The 21800-nt window shown below is 68.1% G+C and carries 20 protein-coding genes; 10 read left to right on the top strand and 10 right to left on the bottom strand.

Features of this window, described 5'->3' with window-relative positions:
• The 4 genes from cpaB to L810_RS47715 form a co-directional block, all read right to left on the bottom strand.
• Nucleotides 1-489: Flp pilus assembly protein CpaB (cpaB, locus tag L810_RS35015; RefSeq protein WP_042977453.1), on the bottom strand; the 489-nt coding region annotated here is incomplete at its 3' end.
• Between the two features lie 20 nt (nucleotides 490-509).
• Nucleotides 510-983: an A24 family peptidase gene (locus tag L810_RS35010; RefSeq protein ID WP_021162902.1), complete on the bottom strand. Its 474-nt coding sequence runs from the start codon at nucleotides 981-983 to the stop codon at nucleotides 510-512.
• Nucleotides 984-1073: 90 nt separating this feature from the next.
• On the bottom strand, nucleotides 1074-1256 hold the full coding sequence (locus L810_RS35005; protein ID WP_021162901.1) for a Flp family type IVb pilin: 183 nt from the start codon (nucleotides 1254-1256) through the stop codon (nucleotides 1074-1076).
• A gap of 344 nt (nucleotides 1257-1600) precedes the next feature.
• Nucleotides 1601-2020, bottom strand: a complete 420-nt coding sequence (locus L810_RS47715) for a hypothetical protein (RefSeq protein WP_155836440.1) — start codon at nucleotides 2018-2020, stop codon at nucleotides 1601-1603.
• Between the two features lie 99 nt (nucleotides 2021-2119).
• Here L810_RS47715 and L810_RS35000 point away from each other — a divergent pair, with 99 nt between their 5' ends.
• The 6 genes from L810_RS35000 (at nucleotide 2120) to L810_RS34975 (ending at nucleotide 8013) form a co-directional block, all read left to right on the top strand.
• Nucleotides 2120-3187 carry an ABC transporter substrate-binding protein gene (locus L810_RS35000; protein WP_021162900.1) on the top strand — a complete coding sequence of 356 codons (1068 nt, stop codon included), beginning with the start codon at nucleotides 2120-2122 and terminating at the stop codon, nucleotides 3185-3187.
• 14 nt (nucleotides 3188-3201) lie between these two features.
• Entirely contained in the window at nucleotides 3202-4053 is an 852-nt protein-coding gene (locus L810_RS34995; RefSeq protein WP_021162899.1) for an ABC transporter permease, read from the top strand.
• A 48-nt stretch (nucleotides 4054-4101) separates the two neighbouring features.
• Nucleotides 4102-4929 (top strand): ABC transporter permease, encoded by an 828-nt coding sequence (locus tag L810_RS34990; protein WP_021162898.1) that lies wholly within the window; start codon nucleotides 4102-4104, stop codon nucleotides 4927-4929.
• Nucleotides 4930-4961: 32 nt separating this feature from the next.
• A complete protein-coding gene (locus L810_RS34985; RefSeq protein ID WP_021162897.1) occupies nucleotides 4962-5807 on the top strand; it encodes an ABC transporter ATP-binding protein in 846 nt (281 codons plus the stop codon).
• Nucleotides 5808-5955: 148 nt separating this feature from the next.
• Nucleotides 5956-6909, top strand: a complete 954-nt coding sequence (locus tag L810_RS34980; protein WP_021162896.1) for a TauD/TfdA dioxygenase family protein — start codon at nucleotides 5956-5958, stop codon at nucleotides 6907-6909.
• A gap of 156 nt (nucleotides 6910-7065) precedes the next feature.
• Entirely contained in the window at nucleotides 7066-8013 is a 948-nt protein-coding gene (locus L810_RS34975) for a TauD/TfdA dioxygenase family protein (RefSeq protein ID WP_021162895.1), read from the top strand.
• 108 nt (nucleotides 8014-8121) lie between these two features.
• On the opposite strand, the gene L810_RS34970 is transcribed toward L810_RS34975, so the two are convergent.
• The gene (locus L810_RS34970; RefSeq protein ID WP_021162894.1) at nucleotides 8122-9783 is read right to left on the bottom strand and encodes an ABC transporter substrate-binding protein; all 1662 of its coding nucleotides are present in this window, start codon (nucleotides 9781-9783) and stop codon (nucleotides 8122-8124) included.
• A gap of 265 nt (nucleotides 9784-10048) precedes the next feature.
• On the opposite strand from L810_RS34970, the gene L810_RS34965 reads away from it, so the two are divergent.
• Entirely contained in the window at nucleotides 10049-10456 is a 408-nt protein-coding gene (locus tag L810_RS34965; RefSeq protein ID WP_042977450.1) for a DUF427 domain-containing protein, read from the top strand.
• Nucleotides 10457-10862: 406 nt separating this feature from the next.
• Complete coding sequence (locus L810_RS34960) at nucleotides 10863-11855, top strand: sulfonate ABC transporter substrate-binding protein (protein WP_021162891.1); 993 nt, start codon at nucleotides 10863-10865, stop codon at nucleotides 11853-11855.
• A gap of 46 nt (nucleotides 11856-11901) precedes the next feature.
• On the opposite strand, the gene L810_RS34955 is transcribed toward L810_RS34960, so the two are convergent.
• Nucleotides 11902-12486, bottom strand: a complete 585-nt coding sequence (locus L810_RS34955) for a putative glycolipid-binding domain-containing protein (RefSeq protein WP_021162890.1) — start codon at nucleotides 12484-12486, stop codon at nucleotides 11902-11904.
• A gap of 174 nt (nucleotides 12487-12660) precedes the next feature.
• Here L810_RS34955 and L810_RS34950 point away from each other — a divergent pair, with 174 nt between their 5' ends.
• Nucleotides 12661-13569 carry a LysR family transcriptional regulator gene (locus L810_RS34950; protein ID WP_042977447.1) on the top strand — a complete coding sequence of 303 codons (909 nt, stop codon included), beginning with the start codon at nucleotides 12661-12663 and terminating at the stop codon, nucleotides 13567-13569.
• A gap of 15 nt (nucleotides 13570-13584) precedes the next feature.
• On the opposite strand, the gene potE is transcribed toward L810_RS34950, so the two are convergent.
• Nucleotides 13585-14970, bottom strand: a complete 1386-nt coding sequence (gene potE / locus L810_RS34945; RefSeq protein WP_021162888.1) for a putrescine-ornithine antiporter — start codon at nucleotides 14968-14970, stop codon at nucleotides 13585-13587.
• Nucleotides 14971-15096: 126 nt separating this feature from the next.
• Complete coding sequence (locus tag L810_RS34940; RefSeq protein WP_021162887.1) at nucleotides 15097-17397, bottom strand: Orn/Lys/Arg decarboxylase N-terminal domain-containing protein; 2301 nt, start codon at nucleotides 17395-17397, stop codon at nucleotides 15097-15099.
• A 516-nt stretch (nucleotides 17398-17913) separates the two neighbouring features.
• Between L810_RS34940 and L810_RS34935 the strand changes: the two genes are divergently transcribed.
• Entirely contained in the window at nucleotides 17914-20094 is a 2181-nt protein-coding gene (locus tag L810_RS34935; protein ID WP_021162886.1) for an ornithine decarboxylase, read from the top strand.
• Nucleotides 20095-20194: 100 nt separating this feature from the next.
• Here the strand turns inward: L810_RS34935 and L810_RS34930 are convergent, their stop codons facing one another.
• Together L810_RS34930 and L810_RS34925 are read right to left on the bottom strand one after the other, a co-directional pair.
• Nucleotides 20195-21352, bottom strand: coding sequence for an iron-containing alcohol dehydrogenase (locus L810_RS34930; protein WP_021162885.1), 1158 nt, complete (start codon nucleotides 21350-21352; stop codon nucleotides 20195-20197).
• Nucleotides 21352-21684, bottom strand: a complete 333-nt coding sequence (locus L810_RS34925) for a putative quinol monooxygenase (RefSeq protein ID WP_021162884.1) — start codon at nucleotides 21682-21684, stop codon at nucleotides 21352-21354. The genes L810_RS34930 and L810_RS34925 overlap by 1 nt, the downstream gene beginning before the upstream one ends.
• Nucleotides 21685-21800: the final 116 nt, after the last annotated feature.

Genomic DNA, 21800 nt, shown 5'->3' with positions numbered 1-21800 from the left:
TTCGAACGTGCCCGGCGACGTGGCCGAGCCGCCGATCTGCTGCGTCAGCAACACGTCGACGAAGTCGCCCGGCTGGATCAGCCCCGCATTGCCGGACACGTCGTCGACCGGCACCGAGATCGCGCGCATGCCGGGTTGCAGCGCGGCCGCGAGAAAATCCGGCGCGCCGGCCGGAATCACGTTCTCGACGCGAATCGGCGCGCCCGCGCCCACGCGGTTGCGCAGCAGCGCGCCCTTCAGGTCCGCGCCCGGCTGCGACTCGACGAACGCGCCGGCCGGCACCTGCGCGCGCGGCATGCGTTTCCACGCGAGATCGTTGTCGCGCAGCAGCAGCCCTTCCGGCAGGTCGGCGGCGGCGACCCGCACGCGCGCCTGATCCGTTTCGGCGGGCACCGACGGCGTCGACGCGGCGACGTACAGTTCGCGCAGGATGAACGCACCGATGCCGGCGGCAACGACGAGCACGGCCATTCTCAGCGGTTTGGGCATGGCGGCGTGCGTCCCCCGGGCTAGGTAAGCGAAACCGTGTGTGGAAACGACGCCCAGACGGCCAACGTGCCGCCGAGCGCGAGCGCCACGCCGTACGGCACGCCGCGCGCGTCGATCGCGTGCACCGGCGTGGCACGCCGCGACCGCGATACCAGCAACGCGACGCCGCACAGCGCACCGCCCGCGCCGACACTCGCCAGCACCGGAAACACCAGCGCCGGGCCGGCCCACAGGCATACCGTCGCCGCGAGCTTGACGTCGCCTCCGCCGATCCAGCCCGCGTGACGCATCGCGCCGAACAGCAGCAGCGTCGCCGTGCCGATCGCGACATGCCCGGCCAGCGGCGCGAAGCCGTCGCGCGCGAGCGCCGCCGCGACGAAATACAGCGCCGCGAACGCGAGCACCACGCGATTGGACAGCCGCCGGTCGCGCAGATCCTGCGCGGCGAGCGAGGCCAGCAAGACCGTGGCCACCGACTGCACGAGCGTGAGCATGGGAGAGCCGTCCGTCGACACGCACCGGCCGCGGATACGTTCTACCGCTGCGGATCCTGGTGTTCGTCGGTGGCGCGCGGGTTCAGCGGATCAGATCAGGCTCGTCACCTTGTTGATCAGCGTCGTGAATATGCTCGGCAAGCCGCCGCTGGTGCTGCTGAGGATTACGCCGACCGCCGCCAGCGCGACCACGACGATGCCGGCCAGCACTGCGTATTCGAGCGAGCTGACGCCGCGTTCGTCACGCAGCAGGGACTTGACGTATTGCAGCATGGCAACCTCCGAGTAACGGGTCGGTGACCGACCGTTGAACGCAAAGACGCACCCGTGCTCCGGCGGTTGCGCAGGACATTCGCCCATTGCGATGCCTGCGGGCGACCCTGGCACTGGGTCGTTCGCATCCCCCGGAATACTCTCGATCACGACAACACGCGGCGAGCAACGATGACTTCGACCGTTGCGTGCCCGCATCCCTGGTGCGGTCTTCCCGCACGATGCAACCGCGCTGATTCGTCTAGGGTATAGACAATTTTTCAGGCGAATTCAAATGATTTGGCGTCGGAGTGCATTTATGGATTTCATGCTGCAACGATGAAAGCCATATCGCTCATTTGCCTTCATTTTTCTCGCGGCATTTCGCATGGTTCACCTATCTGAACAGGCATAACCACTGTTGCGGCGCATGATTTTCCGACCGGCCATCGAACCGTTTCCATTCGATTTGTCGGCATGCCGGATCGATCGACAGTGGCTCGTTTCTCCTTATCCAGCGTGCCTTCCCGGCAAAATTGACCGGCCCTCGTCGCATTTCCCCGATTACCTGCCTCCATCTTTCCGCCCGGATTCGTCCAGCGATCCTTACGCAAATCCATCCACGTCGCCATTTCGATTTTCAAATCGACGATTTCCCGATTCCGCATCGGGCCGCAATCGACATGATGGGAATCCTGAATGAATCTCCAATGCATGTGAATGCGGTTCTCCGTCGCAAAGAACGGAACGCGCGGCGCGGCAACCCGTAAAGCGGCGATAAGCATAGTTCAAATCGTTTCTTGTCCGGCCCCGGCACGTCATCGAGAATGCCTCGACGGGCTGCGGCCCTGCCTTGTTCCTCAACGTTCCGGACCCGTCGATTCATGCTTCCACTGCGCCTGCTGCGATCGCTGCTCATTGCGTCCCTCATTGCGTTGCCGGCCGCCGCCGCGCACGCCGACAAGCCCGCCACCATCCGCATCGGCGTCGCCCAGCAAGGCGCCGGCGATCCGCCGACGTTCGGCGGATCGAGCCCCGCCACCGCGCAGTTGCAGCAACAGGTCGAAAAGGCGTTCGCGGCAGACGGCATCAAGGTGGAATGGCTGTTCTTCAAGGGCGCGGGGCCTGCCGTCAACGAGGCGATCGCCAACAAGGCGCTCGACTTCGCGTACCAGGGCGACCTGCCCGCCGTGCTCGCGCGTGCGAACGGGATCAAGACGCGCCTGCTGCTCGCCGCGAGCGTGCGCTCGGGCGTCAAGATCGCGGTGCCGCCCGACTCCACGATCCGCTCGATCAAGGACCTGAAGGACCGCCGCGTGTCGATCTTCCGCGGCACCAACCTGCAGCTCGTCGCCGACAACGCACTCGCGAAAAACGGCCTCGGCGAACGCGACCTGCGCGTGATCAACCTCGATGCCGCGAGCTCACTCGCCGCGCTCGCGTCGAAAGGCATCGACGCGTCGGTGGGCGACTACCAGCTGTACAAGCTGCGCGACGCGGGGCTCGCGAAGATCATCTACGAATCGCAGAACGACGGCCCGCAGTTCACGCGTCAGACCCACCTGCTCGTGCTCGACGATTTCGAGCGCGCGCATCCGGACATCGTGCAGCGTGTCGTGACCGCGATCGTCAAGAGCGCGCGATGGTCGTCCGACGAGGCGAACCGCGATGCGCTGTTCAAGCTGTGGGCGAAGAGCGGCGTGCCGGTTTCGTCGTGGCAGGCCGACTACGCGAACCAGCGCCTGAAGGACCGCTTGTCGCCGCTGATCGATCCGTTCTTCGTCGCGCGCTACAAGTCCGTCGCGCAGGATGCGCTCGCGTTGAAACTGATTCGCCAGCCGGTCGACGTCGACGGCTGGTTCGAGCCGAAGTATCTCGACAACGCGCTGCGCACGCTGAAGCTCGAAAACTACTGGCAACGATACGACGCGGCCGGCAAGCCCCTTTCCTGACCCGGACCTCCCCGATGAGCGACACCGCGTTTTCCGCCCCGTCGTCCGACACTCGCACGCCCGCCGCGCTCGCCGCGCAGCCGCAACCGGCGGCGCACGTGAAACGATGGTCGTGGCGGCTCGCGCCGTGGCTGCTGCCCGCGCTGCTGTTCGTGCTGTGGAGCGTCGGCAGCGCGCGCGGCTGGATCGCGCCGCAGATCCTGCCGCCGCCGGAACGCGTGTTCGACGCGCTCGCGGATCTCGCGACGAGCGGCGATCTCGTGCGCCACACGCTGATCAGCCTGCAGCGCGTGCTGGTCGGGTTCGCCGCCGGCACGCTGCTCGGCTTCGCGACCGGCGTCGCGCTCGGCCTGTCGCGCACGCTGGAAGCCTACGTGCTGCCGAGCTTCAACGCGCTCGTGCAGATTCCGGTGCTCGGCTGGCTACCGTTCCTGCTGCTGCTCGTCGGCGTCGGCGAACCGCTCAAGTACCTGCTGATCGCACATGCGGCACTCGTTCCCGTCACGCTGAGCACGCTGCAAGGGTTTCGCCAGACACCGCCCGCGCTCGACGAAGTCGCGCGCGTATTCGGCTACACGCGCCGCCAGCGCATCGTGCACGTCGTGCTGCCCGCCGCGATCCCGACGCTCGCGACCGGCGTGCGGCTCGCGTTCACGAAGTCGTGGCTCGCACTCGTCGTCGTGGAGCTCGTCGCGTCGTCCGAAGGGCTCGGCTACCTGATCGTGTACGGGCGGCAACTGTTCCAGCTCGATCTCGTGATGGCTGCCGTGATCGTCGTCGGGGCGGTCGGCCTGCTGATCAACCGGCTGCTCGACGCGCTCGAGGCGCGCCTGCGCCGCGGCGTGCCGTCCGCCTTCCGGGGCTGAGCCACACACGATGCCCGCCCTGCCCGCGCAACCGAAGGAGATTCTCGCGTGACGCATTCCGCTTCGCCGGACGCCGCACCGCCGGCCGCCACGGCCGCCAGGGTCGCCCGTCGCCTGCGCGCGCCCGACTGGCGCGGCTTCGTCCTGCCGCTCGTCGCGTTCGCGCTGTGGTGGGCCATCGCCTCCGTGCACCTCGTGAACAGCGGGCTGCTCGTCGGCCCGGCCGACGTGTTGCGCACCGCATGGGTGCAAGCCACGAGCGGCGCGCTCGGCCGCGCGCTGTCCGCGTCGCTCGCGCGCGAAGCCTGCGGTTTCGCGATCGGCGCGGCCGGCGGGCTGCTGCTCGGCGCCGCGCTCGGGTTGTCGCGCCTCGCCGCGCGAATGGTCGGCCCGAGCTTCGACACGTTCAAGCAGATCTCGCTGTTCGCGTGGATTCCGCTGATTTCCGTATGGTTCGGCCTCGGCGACGTCGCCAAGGTCGTGTTCCTGTCGCTCGCCGCGCTGCTGCCCGTTGCCGCGCACACCTGCGACGGCATTCATGCGGTGCCGCGCGCGTATGTCGACGTCGCCCGCGCGCTGCGCTACTCGCGGCTCCAGCTCGTGCGCCACGTGATCCTGCCGGCCGCGCTGCCGTCGATCTTCACCGGGCTGTATCTCGGCCTGATCTATTCGTGGCTCGCGACGCTCGGCGCCGAATACCTGCTGGTCGCCGGCAGCGGGATCGGCAACACGCTGATCGACGGCAGCGAGCAGTTCCGGATGGATCTCGTGCTGTTCGGGATCATCGTCGTCGGCGTGACCGGCTGGGCCCTGAACGCGATCGCACGCGCGATCGAGCGCAAGGTGCTGGCCCGGCGCGGCGACCTGCCGCGCTGATCGCCCTTTCCTTCTCCTTCCTCAGACCCGCCATGACGACCCTCGCCTCCGATTCGCTCGACATCCTCCACGTGAGCAAGCATTACGCGCAACGCGGCGCCGCGCTCGCCGTGCTCGACGACGTGTCGCTGCACGTGCGCGCCGGCGAGTTCGTCACGATCGTCGGCGCGAGCGGCTGCGGCAAGTCGACGCTGCTGCGCCTGATCGCCGGACTCGACACCGATTACGCGGGCGAGATCCGTGCCGGTGCCGAGCGCGTCCGCGATACGTCGCTGCAACGCGGGATCGTGTTCCAGGATCACCGGCTGTTCCCGTGGCTGACCGTCGCGCAGAACATCGAGGCCGCGCTGCGCAACGCGCCGCTCGATGCGGCCGCGAAGCGCCGCGCGGTCGCCGATCACGTCGCGCTCGTCGGGCTGAACGGCTTCGAGCATGCGTATCCGAACCAGTTGTCGGGCGGGATGGCGCAGCGCGTCGCGATCGCACGCGGCCTCGTGAACCGCCCGCGCGTGCTGCTGCTCGACGAGCCGTTCGGCGCGCTCGACGCGCAGACGCGCGCGCGGATGCAGAACGAGCTGCTGCGCATCTGGGAACAGGAGCGCATCACGATGATCCTCGTCACACACGACGTCGACGAAGCCGTGTATCTCGGCGACCGTGTCGTGACGATGGCGCCGCGCCCGGGCCGCATCGAGCGCATCGTCGACGTCGCGCTGCCGCGCCCGCGCCGGCGCGATTCACCGGAATTCGCACGGCTGCGCGACACCGTGCTCGCCGGTTTCGACGACGGCGAACCGCCGGGCGACGACCACCCGCGCGGCAAGCGTATCGACCCGCCGCGCCCGCACCGGATCGGCGAATGGCGGCTCGCGTGGTAGCACGCATGGCGCTTCGATTTGCTCAGCACGACGACGCATATCGATCGTCGCCGCTCGCACGCTAAGGTTGTGACGATTCATCGGTTCCGGTTGCGCACGGTCCCTGCTTGAATGGAGACTCGACCGACCCGACTCCAGGAGACTCCCGATGTCCGAAGTCCAGCACGCCGCTCACCCGTCTTCGCATGCTTCGCACGCCGCGCCGCGCACGGCCGCCACCCCGCTCCAGCTTCGCCAGGTCGCCGGCCGGATCGGCGCCGAGATCGCCGGCGTGCGGCTGTCGGGTACGCTCGACGACGCGACGTTCGACGCGATCCAGGCCGCGCTGCTGCGCCACAAGGTGCTGTTCTTCCGTGGCCAGCACCACCTCGACGACACCGCGCAGGAAGCGTTCGCACGCCGCTTCGGCGAGACCGTCGCCCACCCGACCGTACCGTCCGTCGACGGCAGCGCGCACCTGCTCGAACTCGATTCCGCACACGGCGCGCGCGCCAATTCGTGGCACACCGACGTGACGTTCGTCGATGCGTACCCGAAGGTCTCGATCCTGCGCGCGGTCGTGATCCCGCCGTTCGGCGGCGATACCGTGTGGGCCAACACGGCCGCCGCCTATGCGAACCTGCCCGACCCGCTGCGCGCACTCGCCGACACGCTGTGGGCGCTGCATACCAATGCATACGACTACGCGTCGACGCACGTGCATGCCGACGATGCGCAACTGAAGCGCTACCGCGAAGTGTTCACGTCGACCGTCTACGAAACCGAGCACCCGGTCGTGCGCGTCCATCCGGAAACCGGCGAACGCACGCTCGTGCTCGGGCATTTCGTGCAGCGGCTCAAGGGGCTGTCGGCGCAGGATTCCGCGCACCTGCTGCAGGTATTCCACGAACATGTGACGCGTCTCGAGAACACCGTGCGCTGGAACTGGCAGGAAGGCGACGTCGCGATCTGGGACAACCGCGCGACGCAGCACTACGCGATCAACGACTACGGCGATGCGCGCCGTGTCGTGCGCCGCGCGACCGTGCACGGCGACGTGCCGGTCGGCATCGACGGCCGCCGGAGCGTCGTGCTGAAGGGGCCGGGCGCGACGCTGCAATAACGCCCGTGTCACGCGGCGGCGCCGTTCCGTGCGCGCCGCCGCACCTGCCTCCCCCGCCACCGGACACCCGACCATGCCTTTCCCGCCACCGAACCGACGCGCGCACGCGCAACGATGTCGGCCCCGCACCCCGTTCATTTCCGCCAGGAGCGTCGCATGAGCGCCTTACTCGAACCCGCCGCCGAGCCGATCGACGTGATCCCGCTGTCCGCCCATATCGGTGCGGAAATACGCGGCGTCGACCTCACGCAACCGTTGACCACGCCGCAGATATCGGCGATTCGCGCCGCGCTGCTGAAATGGCGCGTCATCTTCTTCCGCGAGCAGTTCCTCACGCACGAGCAGCACGTCGCGTTCTCCGCGCAGTTCGGCGAGCCGACGGTCGGCCACCCGGTATTCGGGCACGTCGACGGGCATCCCGCCGTGTACTCGATCGCGAAGCACCGCAAGGCCACCCGCTTCGAAGGCGAACCGGTGCGCCGGCCGTGGACCGGCTGGCACACCGACGTGACGGCCGCCGTGAACCCGCCGTGGGCGTCGATCCTGCGCGGCGTGACGATCCCGCCTTACGGCGGCGACACGCACTGGACCAACCTCGTGCGCGCGTACGAAACGCTGTCCGCGCCGCTGCGCGGCTTCGTCGACGGCCTGCGCGGCCTTCATCGCTTCACGCCGCCGGCCGGCGCGCGCGCAACCGATGCGTTCGACGACGCGGTCGAACGCCGCCCGCTCGTGACCGAGCATCCGCTCGTGCGCGTGCACCCGGAGACCGGCGAACGCGCGCTGTACGTGAGCCCGAGCTTCCTGAAATCGATCGTCGGGCTGACGCCGCGCGAGAGCCAGGCCCTGCTCGAACTGCTGTGGGAACACGTGACGCGGCCCGAATTCACGATCCGCTTCAAGTGGGAGCCGCGCAGCATCGCGTTCTGGGACAACCGCGCGACCGCCCACCTCGCGCCGGTCGACATCTTCGATCTCGACTTCGACCGCCAGCTCTATCGCACGACGCTCACCGGCGACGTGCCGGTCGGCCCCGACGGCCGGCCGTCGGTCGCACTCGAAGGCTCGCCGGTCGAGGCCGCGGCGGCGATCGCGCTCAACTGAACCGGCGGCAGCCGGCGCACCGCGGCGCGCCGGCCTTTCCTTCGCTTCCGTGCTTCCGTCACGTCATGCCGATGAATGCGTGGGCCGCGCGTGTGCGCGGCCCGTCGGTCAATCCAGCCAGACCCCGTCGAAGCGGTGCCCGCCGAGCGGCGAGAACGTCAGCCCGTGCACGCGCTTCGACACGGGCAGCGACACGATCGACGTCGCGATCGGCGTGAACGGCACCTGGTCCTTGAACACGACCTGCGCCTGTTCGTACAGCGCCGTGCGTTTCGCGACGTCCGCATTGGAACGCGCGGCGTCCACCAGCCGTTCGAAATCCTGGTTGCACCATTTCGCGAGATTGCTGCCGTGCACCGCGTCGCAACCGAGCAGCGTGCCGAGCCAGTTGTCGGGATCGCCGTTGTCGCCCGACCAGCCGTACAGGATCGCGTCGTGCTGCCCTTCGAGCTTCGCGCGGCGGTTGTATTCGCCCCATTCGTAGCTGACGATCTTCGCGCGCACGCCGATCTTCGCCCAGTCCTGCTGGATCAACTGCGCCATCAGCTGCGCATTCGGGTTGTACGGGCGCTGCACGGGCATCGCCCACAGCGTGAGGTCGAAGCCGTTCGGGAAACCGGCCTGCGCGAGCAGCGCCTTCGCGGCCGCCGGATCGCGCGGCGCATCCTTCAGGCGCGGGTTGTACGACCATTGCGCGGGCGGCATCGGGTTCGTCGCGATCTTCGCGTCGCCGTTGAACACGGTCTTCACGATCGCCGACTTGTCGATCGCGATGTCGAGCGCGCGCCGCACGTCGACACGATCGAGCGGCGCATGCTGCGTGTTGTACGCGACGAAGCCGACGTTGAAACCCATCCCCGAGAACAACGACAGCTTCGGGTCGCGCCGCACCGTGTCGAGGTCGGCCGGCCGCGGGAACACCGACACCTGGCATTCGCCGGACACCAGCTTCTGCAGGCGCGCGGCCGGATCGGGCGTGATCGCGAACACGAGACGGGCGAGCTTCACGTCGTCCGGCTTCCAGTAGTCCGGATTCGCGTCGTAGCGGATCAGCGCGTCCTTCTGGTACGTGCGCAGCAGGAACGGCCCCGTGCCGACCGGGAACTGGTTGATGTCGGCCTCTCGATGACGCGCCGCGAGCTGCGACGCGTACTCGGCCGACAGGATCGACGCGAACGCAATCGCGAGATTGCGCACGAACACGACGTCGGGCGTCTTCAGCACGAAGCGCACCGTGTAGTCGTCGACCTTGTCGATGCGTTCGATGTTGCGGTCGAAACCGAGGTCGCTGAAATACGGGAAGCTGACCGGATAGGCCTTGCGGAACGGATCGTCCCGATCGAGCATCCGGCGGAACGTGAACACGACGTCGTCGGCCTGGAACGGCCGCGTCGGCTTGAACCAAGCGGTCGTCTGGAACTTCACGCCGCGCCGCAAATGGAACGTGATCGTGCGCTGGTCGGGCGACACGTCCCAGCTCGTCGCGAGCGACGGTTCGAGATCGAGCGTGCCGCGCTTGAACTGCACGAGCCCGTTGTAGATCGTGAACGTGCTCGCGTCGAAATCGGTGCTCGTCGTGTGCTGGCCCGGATCGAAGCCGGCCGGGCTGCCTTCGGTGCAATACACGAGCGTCTTGCCGGCGGGCGCGGCAAGCGCGTGCGTGGCCGCGCCGGCGAGCAGCAGCGACGCCACGATGCAGCGCAGGGCCGTCGCGGCGCGCGGCGGTTTCCGCACGCGACGCGCGGCGGACGAAACGAAAGAGGTCTTCATGGTGGCGGAATCGATGGCTGTCATGCAGATGACGACGGCCGATCTTCGCGCGTCGCCCGCCGATCGCTTACCAATTAATTCCGCGTTGCTTATCGCTGGATCGGCATCCCGCCGCCGCGGCACGGGGATGTCCGTGCGAGCGTCGGGCACGTGGCCCGCGAGGTCTCTTCCGGCCCCGTGCAGGTTCGCCGAAATGGGTGCATCGTATCGGCTGGCCCACGCCGGCGCGTATCCCGTCGCGCCGCCGATTCCAGGAGGACACACCATGCCTGTCAGCCCCGATACGCCTGCTCGCCCGGTGAAGACGCCGGGCCCCGATCACCCGCTCACGATCGAATCGCACCCGCGGCGGGTCGTGGTCAAGGTGGCCGGCCGGATCGTCGCCGACACGCGCCGCGCGCTGGCGCTGCGCGAAGCCGCCTACCCGGCCGTGCTGTACATCCCGCGCGAGGACGCCGACCTGACGCTGCTGCTGCGCACCGATCACGCGACCTACTGCCCGTACAAGGGCGACTGCGCGTACTACTCGATCCCGGTCGGCGGCGAACGCGCGGTCAATGCCGTCTGGACCTACGAGGCACCCTATCCGGCCGTCGACGCGATCCGCGGGCATCTCGCGTTCTATCCGGATCGCGTCGATTCGATCGAGGAAAGCCCGACCGGCTCCGATTGAGCGTCGCGGCAGCGGTTCAGGCAGCGGCTCGTCGAACGCCGGGCGGCCACGCGTGTGACGCGGCGATTTCTCCGGGGCGGCCTGCCATGCCGCGCCGTTCCGGCCGCGTTTTGGCCGCGTTTTGGCCGCGTTTTGGCCGCGTTTTGACCGCGTTTCGGCTCGTCGCTGCGGGTTCCGGCTCGTCCCGGCGGGTTTTTGCATCGATCGCCGGAGCGAACGCCCGCAACGCGTCCACCGCTGATTTGCATATGCGCATTCGTTGGTTGGCCGCCGGTGCAGGCGGACGTATCGTCACGAGTCCGGCGCGGGCCGGCCCGTGGCGTGCAGCGCCCGCATCCGGCCCCGCCCTGCGCCGACCGCGTCGCCTTTCGCGCGCGGCCCGCTCCTTCGCCCGCAGGACGCCTCGATGAACGACACACCGCACGCAGACGTTGAACCGACACCGGCGAACCCGCATCGCCGCCACTGGCTGCAAGGCGCGGCCGCCGGGCTGGCCGGGCTCGCGCTCGGCCCGCTCGCCGGCCTGCCCGCGCACGCGCAAGACAGCGGCACGCGGCTGCGCGTCGGCTTCCAGAAATACGGCAACTTCGTCGTGCTCAAGGCACGCGGCACGCTGGAAAAGCGGCTCGCGAGCCAGGGCGTCACGGTGCAATGGCTCGAATTTCCGGCCGGCCCGCAATTGCTCGAGGGCCTGAACGCCGGCGCGATCGACGTCGGCACGGTCGGCGAGACGCCACCGATCTTCGCGCAGGCGGGCGGCGTCGATTTCGTCTACATCGGCAACGAGCCGCCCGCGCCGCAGGGCGAGGCGATCGTCGTGCTGCCCGATTCGCCGATCCGCAACGTCGCGCAGCTGCGCGGCAAGAAGGTGGCGTTCAACAAAGGTTCGAACGTCCACTACCTGCTCGTGAAGGCGCTCGAACACGCGGGCCTGACGTATGCCGACATCCAGCCGATCTACCTGACGCCCGCCGACGCGCGCGCCGCGTTCGTGCAGCGCAACGTCGATGCGTGGGTGATCTGGGATCCGTACCTGGCCGCCGCCGAGCGGCAGATCGGCGCGCGCGTGATCGCGAACGGCGAAGGGCTCGTGCGCAATACGCAGTACTACCTCGCCGCCCGAAAATACGCGGCCGCTCATCCGCAGGTGCTGCGCGCGCTGCTCGACGAAGTCGACGCGGTCGACCGCTGGGCACGCGACCATGTGACGGAAGTCGCCGCGCAACTGTCGCCGCTCGTCGGCCTCGACGCGCCGACGCTCGAAGTCGCGCTCAAGCGCGCCGGTTATGGCGTGCAGCCGATCAGCGACGCGACGCTCGCGTATCAGCAGAACATCGCCGACGCGTTCAGCGCGCTGAAGCTGATTCCCGGCAAGCTGTCGGTGGCCAGCGCACGCTGATGCACTGCCGCTGACGCACGGCACGGCACGACGCGGCCCGCGTGCGTCAGCGCGCGGAGGCCGCGCCGATGCGTCGCCATTCGTCGTAGTCGGTAACGAGGCCCGCTTCGTCGACCGCGATATCGGCCGCATACGTGCCGCTTTCGTAGCGGTACACGTGCTCCGCCGTGCGGGTATAACGCTGCTCGCCGCGCACGAACTCGAATTCGGGAAAGCGCAGCCACGCGGTATGGATCACGGCCGCCTCGCCGACGGCCAGCCCGAGCCGCCGGATCGGCAACGTGTTCGTCGACGGGCTGAAACCGAGATCGATATCGGTCGCGCCCGCGAGCGCCGGTACGTCCACGCCGTCGATCGTCCAGCGCCCTGCGTCGCACGCGATATCCCGCTGCCGTGGCGGCTGCGTGCCGCCCCACTGCGTGATGCGTGCCGCGCGCGTGAGCCAGTCGGCACCGCACGAGATCGCGTAATCGACACGAAACGGCGCGCCGTCGATCGCGCCCGACACCGACCCCGACAAGCCGATACCCGTTCGCGACTCGACGAGCCTGCACCATTCGGCCGCCTGCCAGGTCTGCACGATCTGCCATGCGACGCAGCGCGTGCGCACCGCTTCATCCTGTTGCGTCATGTCGTCGTCTCCAGTCGATCGCACGGAGGCCGATTGTCGCCCATCGCACCGGCGAACACACGCGGCCTGCGCAACCGATGGTCAGTATCGGGTCGCTCCGCACCTTCATTCAGCCGTGCTTTGGTACCATCCGTCGATCGGCATCAACCGGAACCGGACAAGGGGCGCGACTTCATGGATTTGCTGGCGACGATGCGCATCTACGTCAGGGTTGTCGAGCGCGGCACGATGTCCGGCGCGGCGCGCGATCTCGACATGGGCCAGCCGGCCGTCAGCGAGCGCATCGAACGGCTCGAGAAACATCTCGGCACACGGCTCCTGATGCGCAGTGCGCGCACCCTCGTGTGCACGGAAGAAGGCCGGATCTTCTACGACCGCAGCAAGGCGCTGCTCGAAGCGGCCGACGATGCGGTCGCATCGGTCTCGAAGACGGAAACCGCGCTCGACGGCACGATCCGGCTCGCGGCGCCGCAATGCTTCGGCGAGGTCGTGCTGCCGGGCGTGCTGATGCATGTCCGCACCGCGTATCCGGGCCTGCACATCGATCTGGTCCTGAACGACGACATCGTCGACCCGGTCACGGAAGGCGTCGACATCTCGATCCGCGTCGGACAGCTCGGCGACGGCGGGTTCGTCGCGCACCCGGTCGGCGCGGTGGGCCGCCGGCTCGTCGCCGCGCCGTCGTATCTCGACCGGTGCGGCCCGATCGACACGGCGGCCGATCTGGCGAACCATCCGTTCATCCGCGTGAAAGGCGTCTTCGCGAGCGAACGGCTGCCCGTGCAGCACGACGGCGGCCCGCTCGAATACGCGCGCATCCGCACGATCATGACGACGAGCCACTGGCGGCCGATGTTCGACACGATCGCGGCGGGCGGCGGCATCGGCGTGGTCCAGCACCCGGCCTGCGCCGACGCGCTCGCGGCCGGCACGCTCGTCGAGCTTCTGCCGCGCTACGCGATTCCCGACTTCGCGCTCAACGTGCTCGTCCACGCGCAGCGGCCGCTGCCGCCGCGCGTGCGGGCCGTCGTCGACGTGCTGAAGCAGGACATCCCGCCGCTGCTGGCCCGCGCCGCCCGCTGACGACGGCAGCCGCCGTCAAGCCTGCAGCGACTTCCCCGGCTCCTTCACGTGCGCGTCGACTTCCATCTGGTAGAAGCGCGCGCTGACGAAACCGAACAGCGTCCAGCCCAGGAACACGCACAGGCCGCCGAGCATCAGCGCCTGCTCGCCCGAGCTGAACAGCGCATAGAAGCTGTACGCGGTAGCCACCATCGCGATCACGTTCGTCAGCAGCGCCTTCGCCGGCGGCACCTTCGCGACCTTCTGGATCGTGATCAGCGCGGCCATCGACATCACGTAAGGCACGAGGTTCGTGACGACGGCCAGATCGACGATCTTCTGGAACTGGCTGCTCAGTTCCGGGCTGATCGTCATCAGCGCGAGCGCGACCTGCGCGACGAGCAGGATCACCATCCCGACGATCGGCGTGCCGGTGCGGGTCGCCTTCGCGAACACCGGCAGGAAATAACCGACGTCCGCCGAACTCTTGAACACCTGCGCGACCGTGAACTGCCAGCCGAGCAGCGAGCCGATGCACGCGATCACCATCAGCGCGGTGACGATCGTGCCGACCGTCGGCGTGAACATCGTCGCGAACGCGATGCCGAACGGCGCGTTCGACTTCGCGAGGATCGCGTTGGGCACGATCCCCGCGATCACGTTGGTCGACACGATGTAGAAGATCGCCGACGCGATCGTGCCGCCGAGTACGGCGATCGGCACGTTGCGCTCCGGATTCTCGACCGCGTCCGAGTTCGCGCACGCGGATTCGAGCCCGAGGAACGCCCACAGCGTCACCGCGATCGAGCTGCTGACGGCCGGCCCGAACGGCAGGTTGTTCGGATTCCACGCGGCGCCCCAGGTCGCGCCGCTGAACCAGAACCAGCCGATCAGCGACACGGCGACGACCGGAATGATCACGCCCCACACGGTCACCGCGCCGATCCGGCCGGTGATGCGCGAGCCGCCGAAGTTCGCGACCGTCGTCAGCACGAGCAGGAAGATCGTCCACAGGCCGGTTTGCAGCGGCGACAGCGTCGCGTCGAACAGCACGGTGCCGTAGCCGACTGCCGTCACGCCGATCGCGACGTTGGCGATCACCAGCGACAGCCCGTACGTGTAGTTCGCCATGTAGTTGCCGGCCTTGCCGAACGCGTATTCCGCGTAGCCGCCCATCCCGCCCGGCTTGCGGCTCAGCATGCCGCAGCGCGCGAACGCATAGGCCAGCGCGAGCGAGCCGCCGGCCGTGACGATCCACGACAGCAGCGAGATCGTGCCGACCTGCGCGAGCTTCGACGGCAGCAGGATGATGCCGGAGCCCATCATGTTGACCGCCGTGAGAATGGTCAGCTGCCAGACGTTCATCCGGTTCTTCGGCGCGGCCGCCGTGGCCGCGTCGGACATGCGCGCTGCGTTTTCCATGATGTCGATCCTTCGATGTGAGGCCGCCGCGCGGCCGGTCGCCTGCTCGCCTGCTCGCCTGCTCGCCTGCTCGCGTGTTCGCGTGTTCGCGTGTTCGCGGGTTGACCCGTTCGCCCGGCCGGATGCTCAGGCCGTCAGGCAGTACACGCGGTACGTGCCGTCCTCGACTTCCACGCCGTGGGTGTCGTGCGCGAAGCCCGGGAAGCGCCGGTCATACGCCTCGAGCGCCTTCAGGTAACCGAGCACCGGGCCGCCGGCCGGCCCCGCGTTCTCGCCGGGCATCAGCAGCGGAATGCCCGGCGGATACGGCACGACGCCGGTGGCGACCGTGCGCCCGGCCAGTTCCTCGAGCGTGACCTGCTCGACGCGGCCCTGCACCAGATGCTCGTACGCGCGCACCGGGCTCATCTCCGGCTTCGGCAGGATCGAGAAGGCTTCCGACATCAGCCGCGTCGTGCCGAGCTGCTCCATCGCCGCGAACATCGTGTCGGCCAGGTCCTTCAGCCCCATGCCCGCATAGCGCGAACCATGCGCCTTCGCGAGCGACGGAATCGCCATGTCGAGCGGCAGGTTCGCGTCGTAGTCGCGCTTGAAGTCGCACAGCGCGCTGACGAGCGAGCCCCACTTGCCTTTCGTGATGCCGATCGAGAACAGGAACAGGATCGTGAAGTCGGTCGTCTTCTCGACGACGATCCCGCGCGCGTCGAGATACGCGGTCAGAACGCTCGCCGGAATGCCGACCGGCATCAGGCCGCCGGCCGGCGCGACACCCGGCGTGACGATCGACACCTTGATCGGATCGAGCATGCAGTAGCCGTCCTCGATGTTGCCGAAGCCGTGCCATTGCGCGCCGGGGCGCAGCACCCAGCACGACGGATCGCTCGCGAGCAGCTCGGGCGGCGCATCGTGGAACGGGAGCGTGCGGCCCGTGCGCGTCTCGAGCACGGTGTCCGGTTGCCAGCATTCGAAGAACCAGTCGCCTTTCGCGCCGAACTCGCTGTTCATCCGCGCGATCATCTGCCGGAACGCGACGGCCTCCTCGATCGACTCGTGCGTGAGCGCCGCGCCGCCGGGGCCGTCCATCATCGCGGCCGCGACGTCGTTCGACGCGATGATCGCGTAGTTCGGCGACGTCGACGCGTGCATCATGAATGTTTCGTTGAACTGGCCATGCGGGATCGGGTTGCGGCCGTCGCGCACGTGGATGTACGAGGCCTGCGACAGCGCGGTCAGCAGCTTGTGTGTCGACTGCGTCGCGAACACCGTCGGGCGGTCCGCATGGTGGTCGCGCGGGTCGCCGTGCATCGCGTGGCGATCGCGGTAGAGCGGATTGAAGCGCGCGTAGCCGTACCAGGCCTCGTCGAAATGCAATCGATCGACGCTCGCGCCGAGCAGCTCCTCGACGCGCGCGACGTTGTAGCACAGGCCGTCGTACGTCGAGTTGGTGACGATCGCATGCTTCGGCTGGCGATCGGCGAGCCCGGCCGTGAGCGGGTTCGACGCGATCGCCTCGCGGATCGCCGTCTGCGTGAGGCGCTCGGACGCGATCGGCCCGATGATCCCGTAGCGGTTGCGCGTCGGCACGAGGTAGGTCGGGATCGCGCCCGACATCGTCATCGCGTGTTCGGCCGACTTATGGCAGTTGCGGTCGCACAGCGCGATCTGGTCGCGGCTCACGCTCGCCATCAGGATGATGCGGTTCGACGTCGACGAGCCGTTCGTCACGTGATACGTGCGATGCGCGCCGAACACGCGTGCCGCGTTGCGCTCGCTCTCGCCGATCGGCCCCGAGTGGTCGAGCAGCGAACCGAGCTCGCCGACCGAGATCGACAGGTCGGAACGGAACAGCGCTTCGCCGAAGTACTCGAAGAACGCGCGGCCCACCGGCGATTTCAGGAAACCCGTGCCGCCCGTGTGGCCGGGCGTATGCCATGAGTATTCGTAGACGCGCGAGAATTTCGCGAGCGCGCCGAACATCGGCGGCAGCACGGTGGCGCGATAGCGTTCGATCGCCGCATGGATGCGCCCGCCGATGAAGTCGGCGGTATCTTCGAGCAGCCACACGAAATCGTCGACCTGGCCCATCACCGCGGACGGCACCGTCGATGCGACGCTGCGGTCGGCCAGCAGGAAGATCGGCACCTTGCCGTTGCGATGGCGGACCGCGTCGAGCACGGCCTCGGACGGCCCGTGGCCGTCCACGCCGAGATCCCAGTCGAGCAGCACGCACTGGATCGACGGATCGGAACGGATCAGCATGATCGCATCGTCGGCCGAGGTTGCCGTGAGCACGTCGATGTCGCGCTGTGCGAGCTCCGCGCTCAGCGTGCGGACCGCGCGCCCGGTCGCCGTTTCCTGCGTGATCTCGTCGTCGACCAGAAGCGCGCGCATGCCGAGACGACGAATGCCACCGACGGACGTATTCATGTTGTTGCCCTCGTTGTTCCGATGCTTCGTTAGTGTGATCCGTCTCACGAGCACGCGGACAGCAGGCCACGGGCCGCGGCGTGAGACGCTCGCCAATCCGGTTTGATTCGCCATCCAATTCGGAGCCGACTATGCCATAGATGCCTTTTGATGAAAAGCAGACGATTCGGTGAAACTGTCAGCCGTTTTCAAATCGCATTTCACGCCCGGTTCATTTTGATGTGCATTGCAACACGCGCATTCCCGATTATTCGAGTGCTTTCACCCGGCAGCCGGACCGGCGATTCCGGTCGATTGAATTCGCAGGGTTTTGTTGCTACGATCGGCTGCGCCGTGCGTTGACCGGCGGCGGCTGCACGGCGCCGCGCAAGGCCGCTCCGCGCGGCGCGCCGTGCGTCATTCGGCATTCAGCATTCGCGGGAGCATTTCAATCGGCTGCGGCGCGTGCCGGATTATGCGGATTACGCGCCCGTGCGAATGCGGCTCCCGTTTCGGCACATTTACGGGAGAATTCGCGTGAGCCTGTTGAAAATCGCAGTCGAGCCGGCGCTGATCGGCGCCTTCCTCACCACGCATGAACAGGTCGATGTATTTCAGACCGATTTCACGAATATCGCGGCAATCGTGGTCGGAATCGATTCGGCGCAACAGGTGCTGAAAACCGTCGAACGAACCGGGTTCGCGATTCCGTTCTTCGTCGCGGTCGAGCCCGGCCAGGAAGTGCCGCCGTCGGTCCTGCCGAGCGCGAGCGGCGTGATCCAGCTCCGTCATGGCGGGCGCCACTACTACGGCCGGCAGATCTCCGCCGCCGCCGACATCTACAGCGAGAACCTGCTGCCGCCGTTCTTCAAGGTGATGCGCGAATACGTGCAGCGCGGCTATGTGGAGTTCGACTGCCCCGGCCACCAGGGCGGCCAGTTCTTCTCGAATCATCCGCTCGGCCGGATGTTCTTCGACTTCTTCGGCGAGACGATCTTTCGCGCCGACCTCTGCAACGCGGATGTCCGGCTCGGCGATCTGCTGATCCACGAAGGCCCCGCGCTGGAAGCGCAGCGCAATGCTGCGCGGATCTACAACGCGGACAAGACGTATTTCGTGCTGAACGGCACGTCGACGTCGAACAAGGTCGTCACGAGCGCGCTGCTCGCCCCCGACGATCTCGTGCTGTTCGACCGCAACAACCACAAGTCGGTGCATCTCGGCGCGCTCGTGCTGTCGGGCGCGCGCCCGGTCTACCTCGAAACCGCGCGCAACGCGTGGGGCCTCATCGGCGGCGTCGACAGCGCGGCGCTCGACGAGGCGCGCATTCGCGACGCGATCCGCGACGTCGCGCCGGAGCGCGCCGACCGCTCGCGCCCGTTCCGGCTCGCGGTGATCCAGCTCGGCACCTACGACGGCACGATCTACAACGCGCGCGAGATCGTCGACCGGATCGGGCATCTGTGCGACTACATCCTGTTCGATTCGGCGTGGGTCGGCTACGAGCAGTTCATCCCGATGATGCAGGACTGCTCGCCGCTGATGCTCGCGCTCGGCCCCAACGATCCCGGCATCTTCGTCACGCAGTCGGTGCACAAGCAGCAGGCCGGCTTCTCGCAGACGTCGCAGATCCACAAGAAGGACAGCCACATCGAAGGCCAGAAACGCTTCTGCGATCACCGGCGCTTCAACAACGCGTACATGATCCATGCGTCGACGAGCCCGTTCTATCCGATGTTCGCGGCGCTCGACGTCAACGCGCAGATGCACGCGGGCCCGGCCGGCAAGCGCCTGTGGCGCGACTGCGTCGCGCACGGCGTCGACGCGCGCAAGCTGCTGCTCAAGACCTGCCGCCAGATCCGTCCGTTCGTGCCGCAGAACGTCGACGGCCGCCCGTGGGCCGACTACCCGACCGAGCAGATCGTCGACGACCTGCGCTTCTTCCGCTTCCACCCGGCCGACACCTGGCACGGCTTCGAGGGTTATGCGGACGACCAGTATTTCGTCGACCCGTGCAAGCTGCTGCTGACGACACCCGGCATCGATCGCGACACGCACGAGTACGCGCCGTTCGGCGCGCCGGCGCCGATCCTCGCGCGCTACCTGCGCGAGCACGGCGTCGTGCCCGAGAAGGCCGACCTGTACACGATCCTGTTCCTGCTCACGCCGTCGGAAAGCTTCGGCAAGCTGCAGCACCTGGTCGCGCACCTCGCGCAGTTCGAACGGCATCTCGACCAGGACACGCCGCTGCGCGAAGCGATTCCGTCGCTGTGCGAAGCGTATCCGGAGCTGTACGGCAACATGCGCCTGCGGCAGCTGTGCCAGCGGATGCACGACTTCTACCGCAGCCACGACATGAAGCATCTGCAGAAGCTGATGTTCCGGCGCGCACGATTTCCGAAGCAGGCGATGCTGCCGCAGGCCGCGAACGCCGAGCTGATCCGCAACAACGTCGAACTCGTCACGCTCGATCGCATCGAAGGCCGGATCGCGACGGAAGGCGCGCTGCCCTATCCGCCCGGCATCTTCTGCGTGGTGCCCGGCGAAGTCTGGGGCGGCCCGGCGCTCGACTACTTCCGCGCGCTCGAAGCCGGGATCAACGCGCTGCCGGGTTTCGAGCCGGAAATCCAGGGCGTCTATCTGCACACGCAGCCGGACGGCACGAAACAGGCGTCGGCGTATGTGGTGGCGGCCGGCGCCGACGCGTCGAGTGCATAACCCGGCGGGCAGTGCGGCAGCTGTGCTTCGGGACTGCCGGACGACGCGGGCATCGTGACGTGAATGCGTGGCGGGCGGCGCGGCGCGCCCGCCCGCCCCGTCACCACGCCTGCCGGTAAATCTCCAGCGCGTCTGCTTCCGTCACCTCGCGCGGATTGTTCACGAGCAGGCGCGTCTGCAGCATCGCGTCCGATGCCATCCTCGGCAGGTCGGCCTCGCCGATACCGACCTCGCGCAGCGTGCGCGGAATGCCCGTCGCGGCGATCAGCCGGTCGATCTCGCCGATCAGCGCGTGCGTACGCGCTTCGTCGCTGCCCGTCGCCGACGGCGCGACGATCGCCGCGAGTTCCGCATACAGCGGTGCGGCGGCCGGTGCGTTGAAACGCAGCACGTGCGGCAGCACGAGCGCATTCGACAGCCCGTGCGGCACGTGGAAGATCCCGCCGACCGGATAGGCCAGCGCGTGCACGGCGGCGACCGGCGCATTCGCGAACGCCTGCCCCGCGAACATCGCGCCGACCAGCATCGCCTCGCGCGCGTGGCGGTCGTGGCCGTCGTCGCACGCTGCGAGCAGGTTGCGCGACAGCAGCGTCAGCGCGTGCACGGCCAGCATGTCGGACACCGGGTTCTTCAGCCGCGCGGACGTGTAGGCCTCGATCGCATGCACCATCGCGTCGATGCCCGTCGCGGCGGTCGCCGCGCGCGGCAGGCCGAGCGTCAGCTCGGCGTCGAGGATCGCGACATCCGCGAACAGGTGCGGCGACACGACGCCCATCTTGCGCGCCTCGCCGACCGTGACGATCGACACGGCCGTCACTTCGGAGCCCGTGCCGGCGGTCGTCGGCATCTGCACGAGCGGCAGCCGCGCGCTCGTGACCTTGTCGACACCGTACATGTCGGCCAGCGCCTGCTGCCCGGGCACGAGCACCGCGATCAGCTTCGCGACGTCCATCGACGATCCGCCGCCCAGGCCGAGCACGATCTCGGCATCGGCCGCGACGGCCCGCTCGGTCGCGTCCAGCACCACGTGCTCGGGCGGATCGGCGATCACGTCGTCGATCACGGTGACCTGCCAGCCGTGCGCGGCGAGGCTCTCCAGCGCCGGCGCGAGCACGCCGCTGCGATGCAGGAACGCGTCGGTGACGACGCACAGCCGCACGAGCGCCGGAAAGCGTTCACGCAACAACGCGCCGAGCCGGCGCGCGGCGCCGAATTCGACGACCTGCGTCGGCACGGTACGGAATTGAAACGGGTTCATCAGGCGCCTCCCGGCGACGTCGCCGTGCCGGTGTCCGGCTGCACCATGAAGCGCAACACGTCGCGGCGATCGAGCAACGGAAAGATCGCGCCGACACCGATCCGCTGGAAATGCGGCGTATCCCGATGCACGTCGAGGCCGTCCGCGTGGCGGTAGCGTTCGAGGATCACGATATGGTCGGGGTCCTCCGCCGACCGGAAATACGCGTAGTCGAGGTTCTGCGGCTCGGTACGCGTCGCCGGCGCGAGTTCCGCGAGCAGTTCGAGCACGCGGTCGCCGTTGCCGGGTTTGGCGAAGAAATGCGCGATGACCTGCAGGTAGGGTTCGTTCATGTTGCGCTCCGTGTTCGACTGGGGGCCGTCACGACGGGGACGCACACGATGCGCGGCGAACCGGGGGATTCGAACGCGACGGCGCAACGCCGTGTCACTGGCTTGTCGTCGCATTG

It is taken from the genome of Burkholderia sp. AU4i (assembly GCF_000466765.1).
GTDB lineage: Bacteria > Pseudomonadota > Gammaproteobacteria > Burkholderiales > Burkholderiaceae > Burkholderia > Burkholderia cepacia.
The sequence above is the reverse complement of the archived record's forward strand: the minus strand, read 5'-3'. Positions and strand labels throughout refer to the sequence as shown.

What these genes read in the sequence shown, in the direction of transcription:
- L810_RS35010 (WP_021162902.1), bottom strand. Translation starts at nt 983, where the DNA reads ATGCTCACGCTCGTGCAGTCGGTGGCCACGGTCTTGCTGGCCTCGCTC.
- L810_RS35005 (WP_021162901.1), bottom strand. Translation starts at nt 1,256, where the DNA reads ATGCTGCAATACGTCAAGTCCCTGCTGCGTGACGAACGCGGCGTCAGC.
- L810_RS47715 (WP_155836440.1), bottom strand. Translation starts at nt 2,020, where the DNA reads ATGCTTATCGCCGCTTTACGGGTTGCCGCGCCGCGCGTTCCGTTCTTT.
- L810_RS35000 (WP_021162900.1), top strand. Translation starts at nt 2,120, where the DNA reads ATGCTTCCACTGCGCCTGCTGCGATCGCTGCTCATTGCGTCCCTCATT.
- L810_RS34995 (WP_021162899.1), top strand. Translation starts at nt 3,202, where the DNA reads ATGAGCGACACCGCGTTTTCCGCCCCGTCGTCCGACACTCGCACGCCC.
- L810_RS34985 (WP_021162897.1), top strand. Translation starts at nt 4,962, where the DNA reads ATGACGACCCTCGCCTCCGATTCGCTCGACATCCTCCACGTGAGCAAG.
- L810_RS34980 (WP_021162896.1), top strand. Translation starts at nt 5,956, where the DNA reads ATGTCCGAAGTCCAGCACGCCGCTCACCCGTCTTCGCATGCTTCGCAC.
- L810_RS34975 (WP_021162895.1), top strand. Translation starts at nt 7,066, where the DNA reads ATGAGCGCCTTACTCGAACCCGCCGCCGAGCCGATCGACGTGATCCCG.
- L810_RS34970 (WP_021162894.1), bottom strand. Translation starts at nt 9,783, where the DNA reads ATGAAGACCTCTTTCGTTTCGTCCGCCGCGCGTCGCGTGCGGAAACCG.
- L810_RS34965 (WP_042977450.1), top strand. Translation starts at nt 10,049, where the DNA reads ATGCCTGTCAGCCCCGATACGCCTGCTCGCCCGGTGAAGACGCCGGGC.
- L810_RS34960 (WP_021162891.1), top strand. Translation starts at nt 10,863, where the DNA reads ATGAACGACACACCGCACGCAGACGTTGAACCGACACCGGCGAACCCG.
- L810_RS34955 (WP_021162890.1), bottom strand. Translation starts at nt 12,486, where the DNA reads ATGACGCAACAGGATGAAGCGGTGCGCACGCGCTGCGTCGCATGGCAG.
- L810_RS34950 (WP_042977447.1), top strand. Translation starts at nt 12,661, where the DNA reads ATGGATTTGCTGGCGACGATGCGCATCTACGTCAGGGTTGTCGAGCGC.
- potE (WP_021162888.1), bottom strand. Translation starts at nt 14,970, where the DNA reads ATGGAAAACGCAGCGCGCATGTCCGACGCGGCCACGGCGGCCGCGCCG.
- L810_RS34940 (WP_021162887.1), bottom strand. Translation starts at nt 17,397, where the DNA reads ATGAATACGTCCGTCGGTGGCATTCGTCGTCTCGGCATGCGCGCGCTT.
- L810_RS34930 (WP_021162885.1), bottom strand. Translation starts at nt 21,352, where the DNA reads ATGAACCCGTTTCAATTCCGTACCGTGCCGACGCAGGTCGTCGAATTC.
- L810_RS34925 (WP_021162884.1), bottom strand. Translation starts at nt 21,684, where the DNA reads ATGAACGAACCCTACCTGCAGGTCATCGCGCATTTCTTCGCCAAACCC.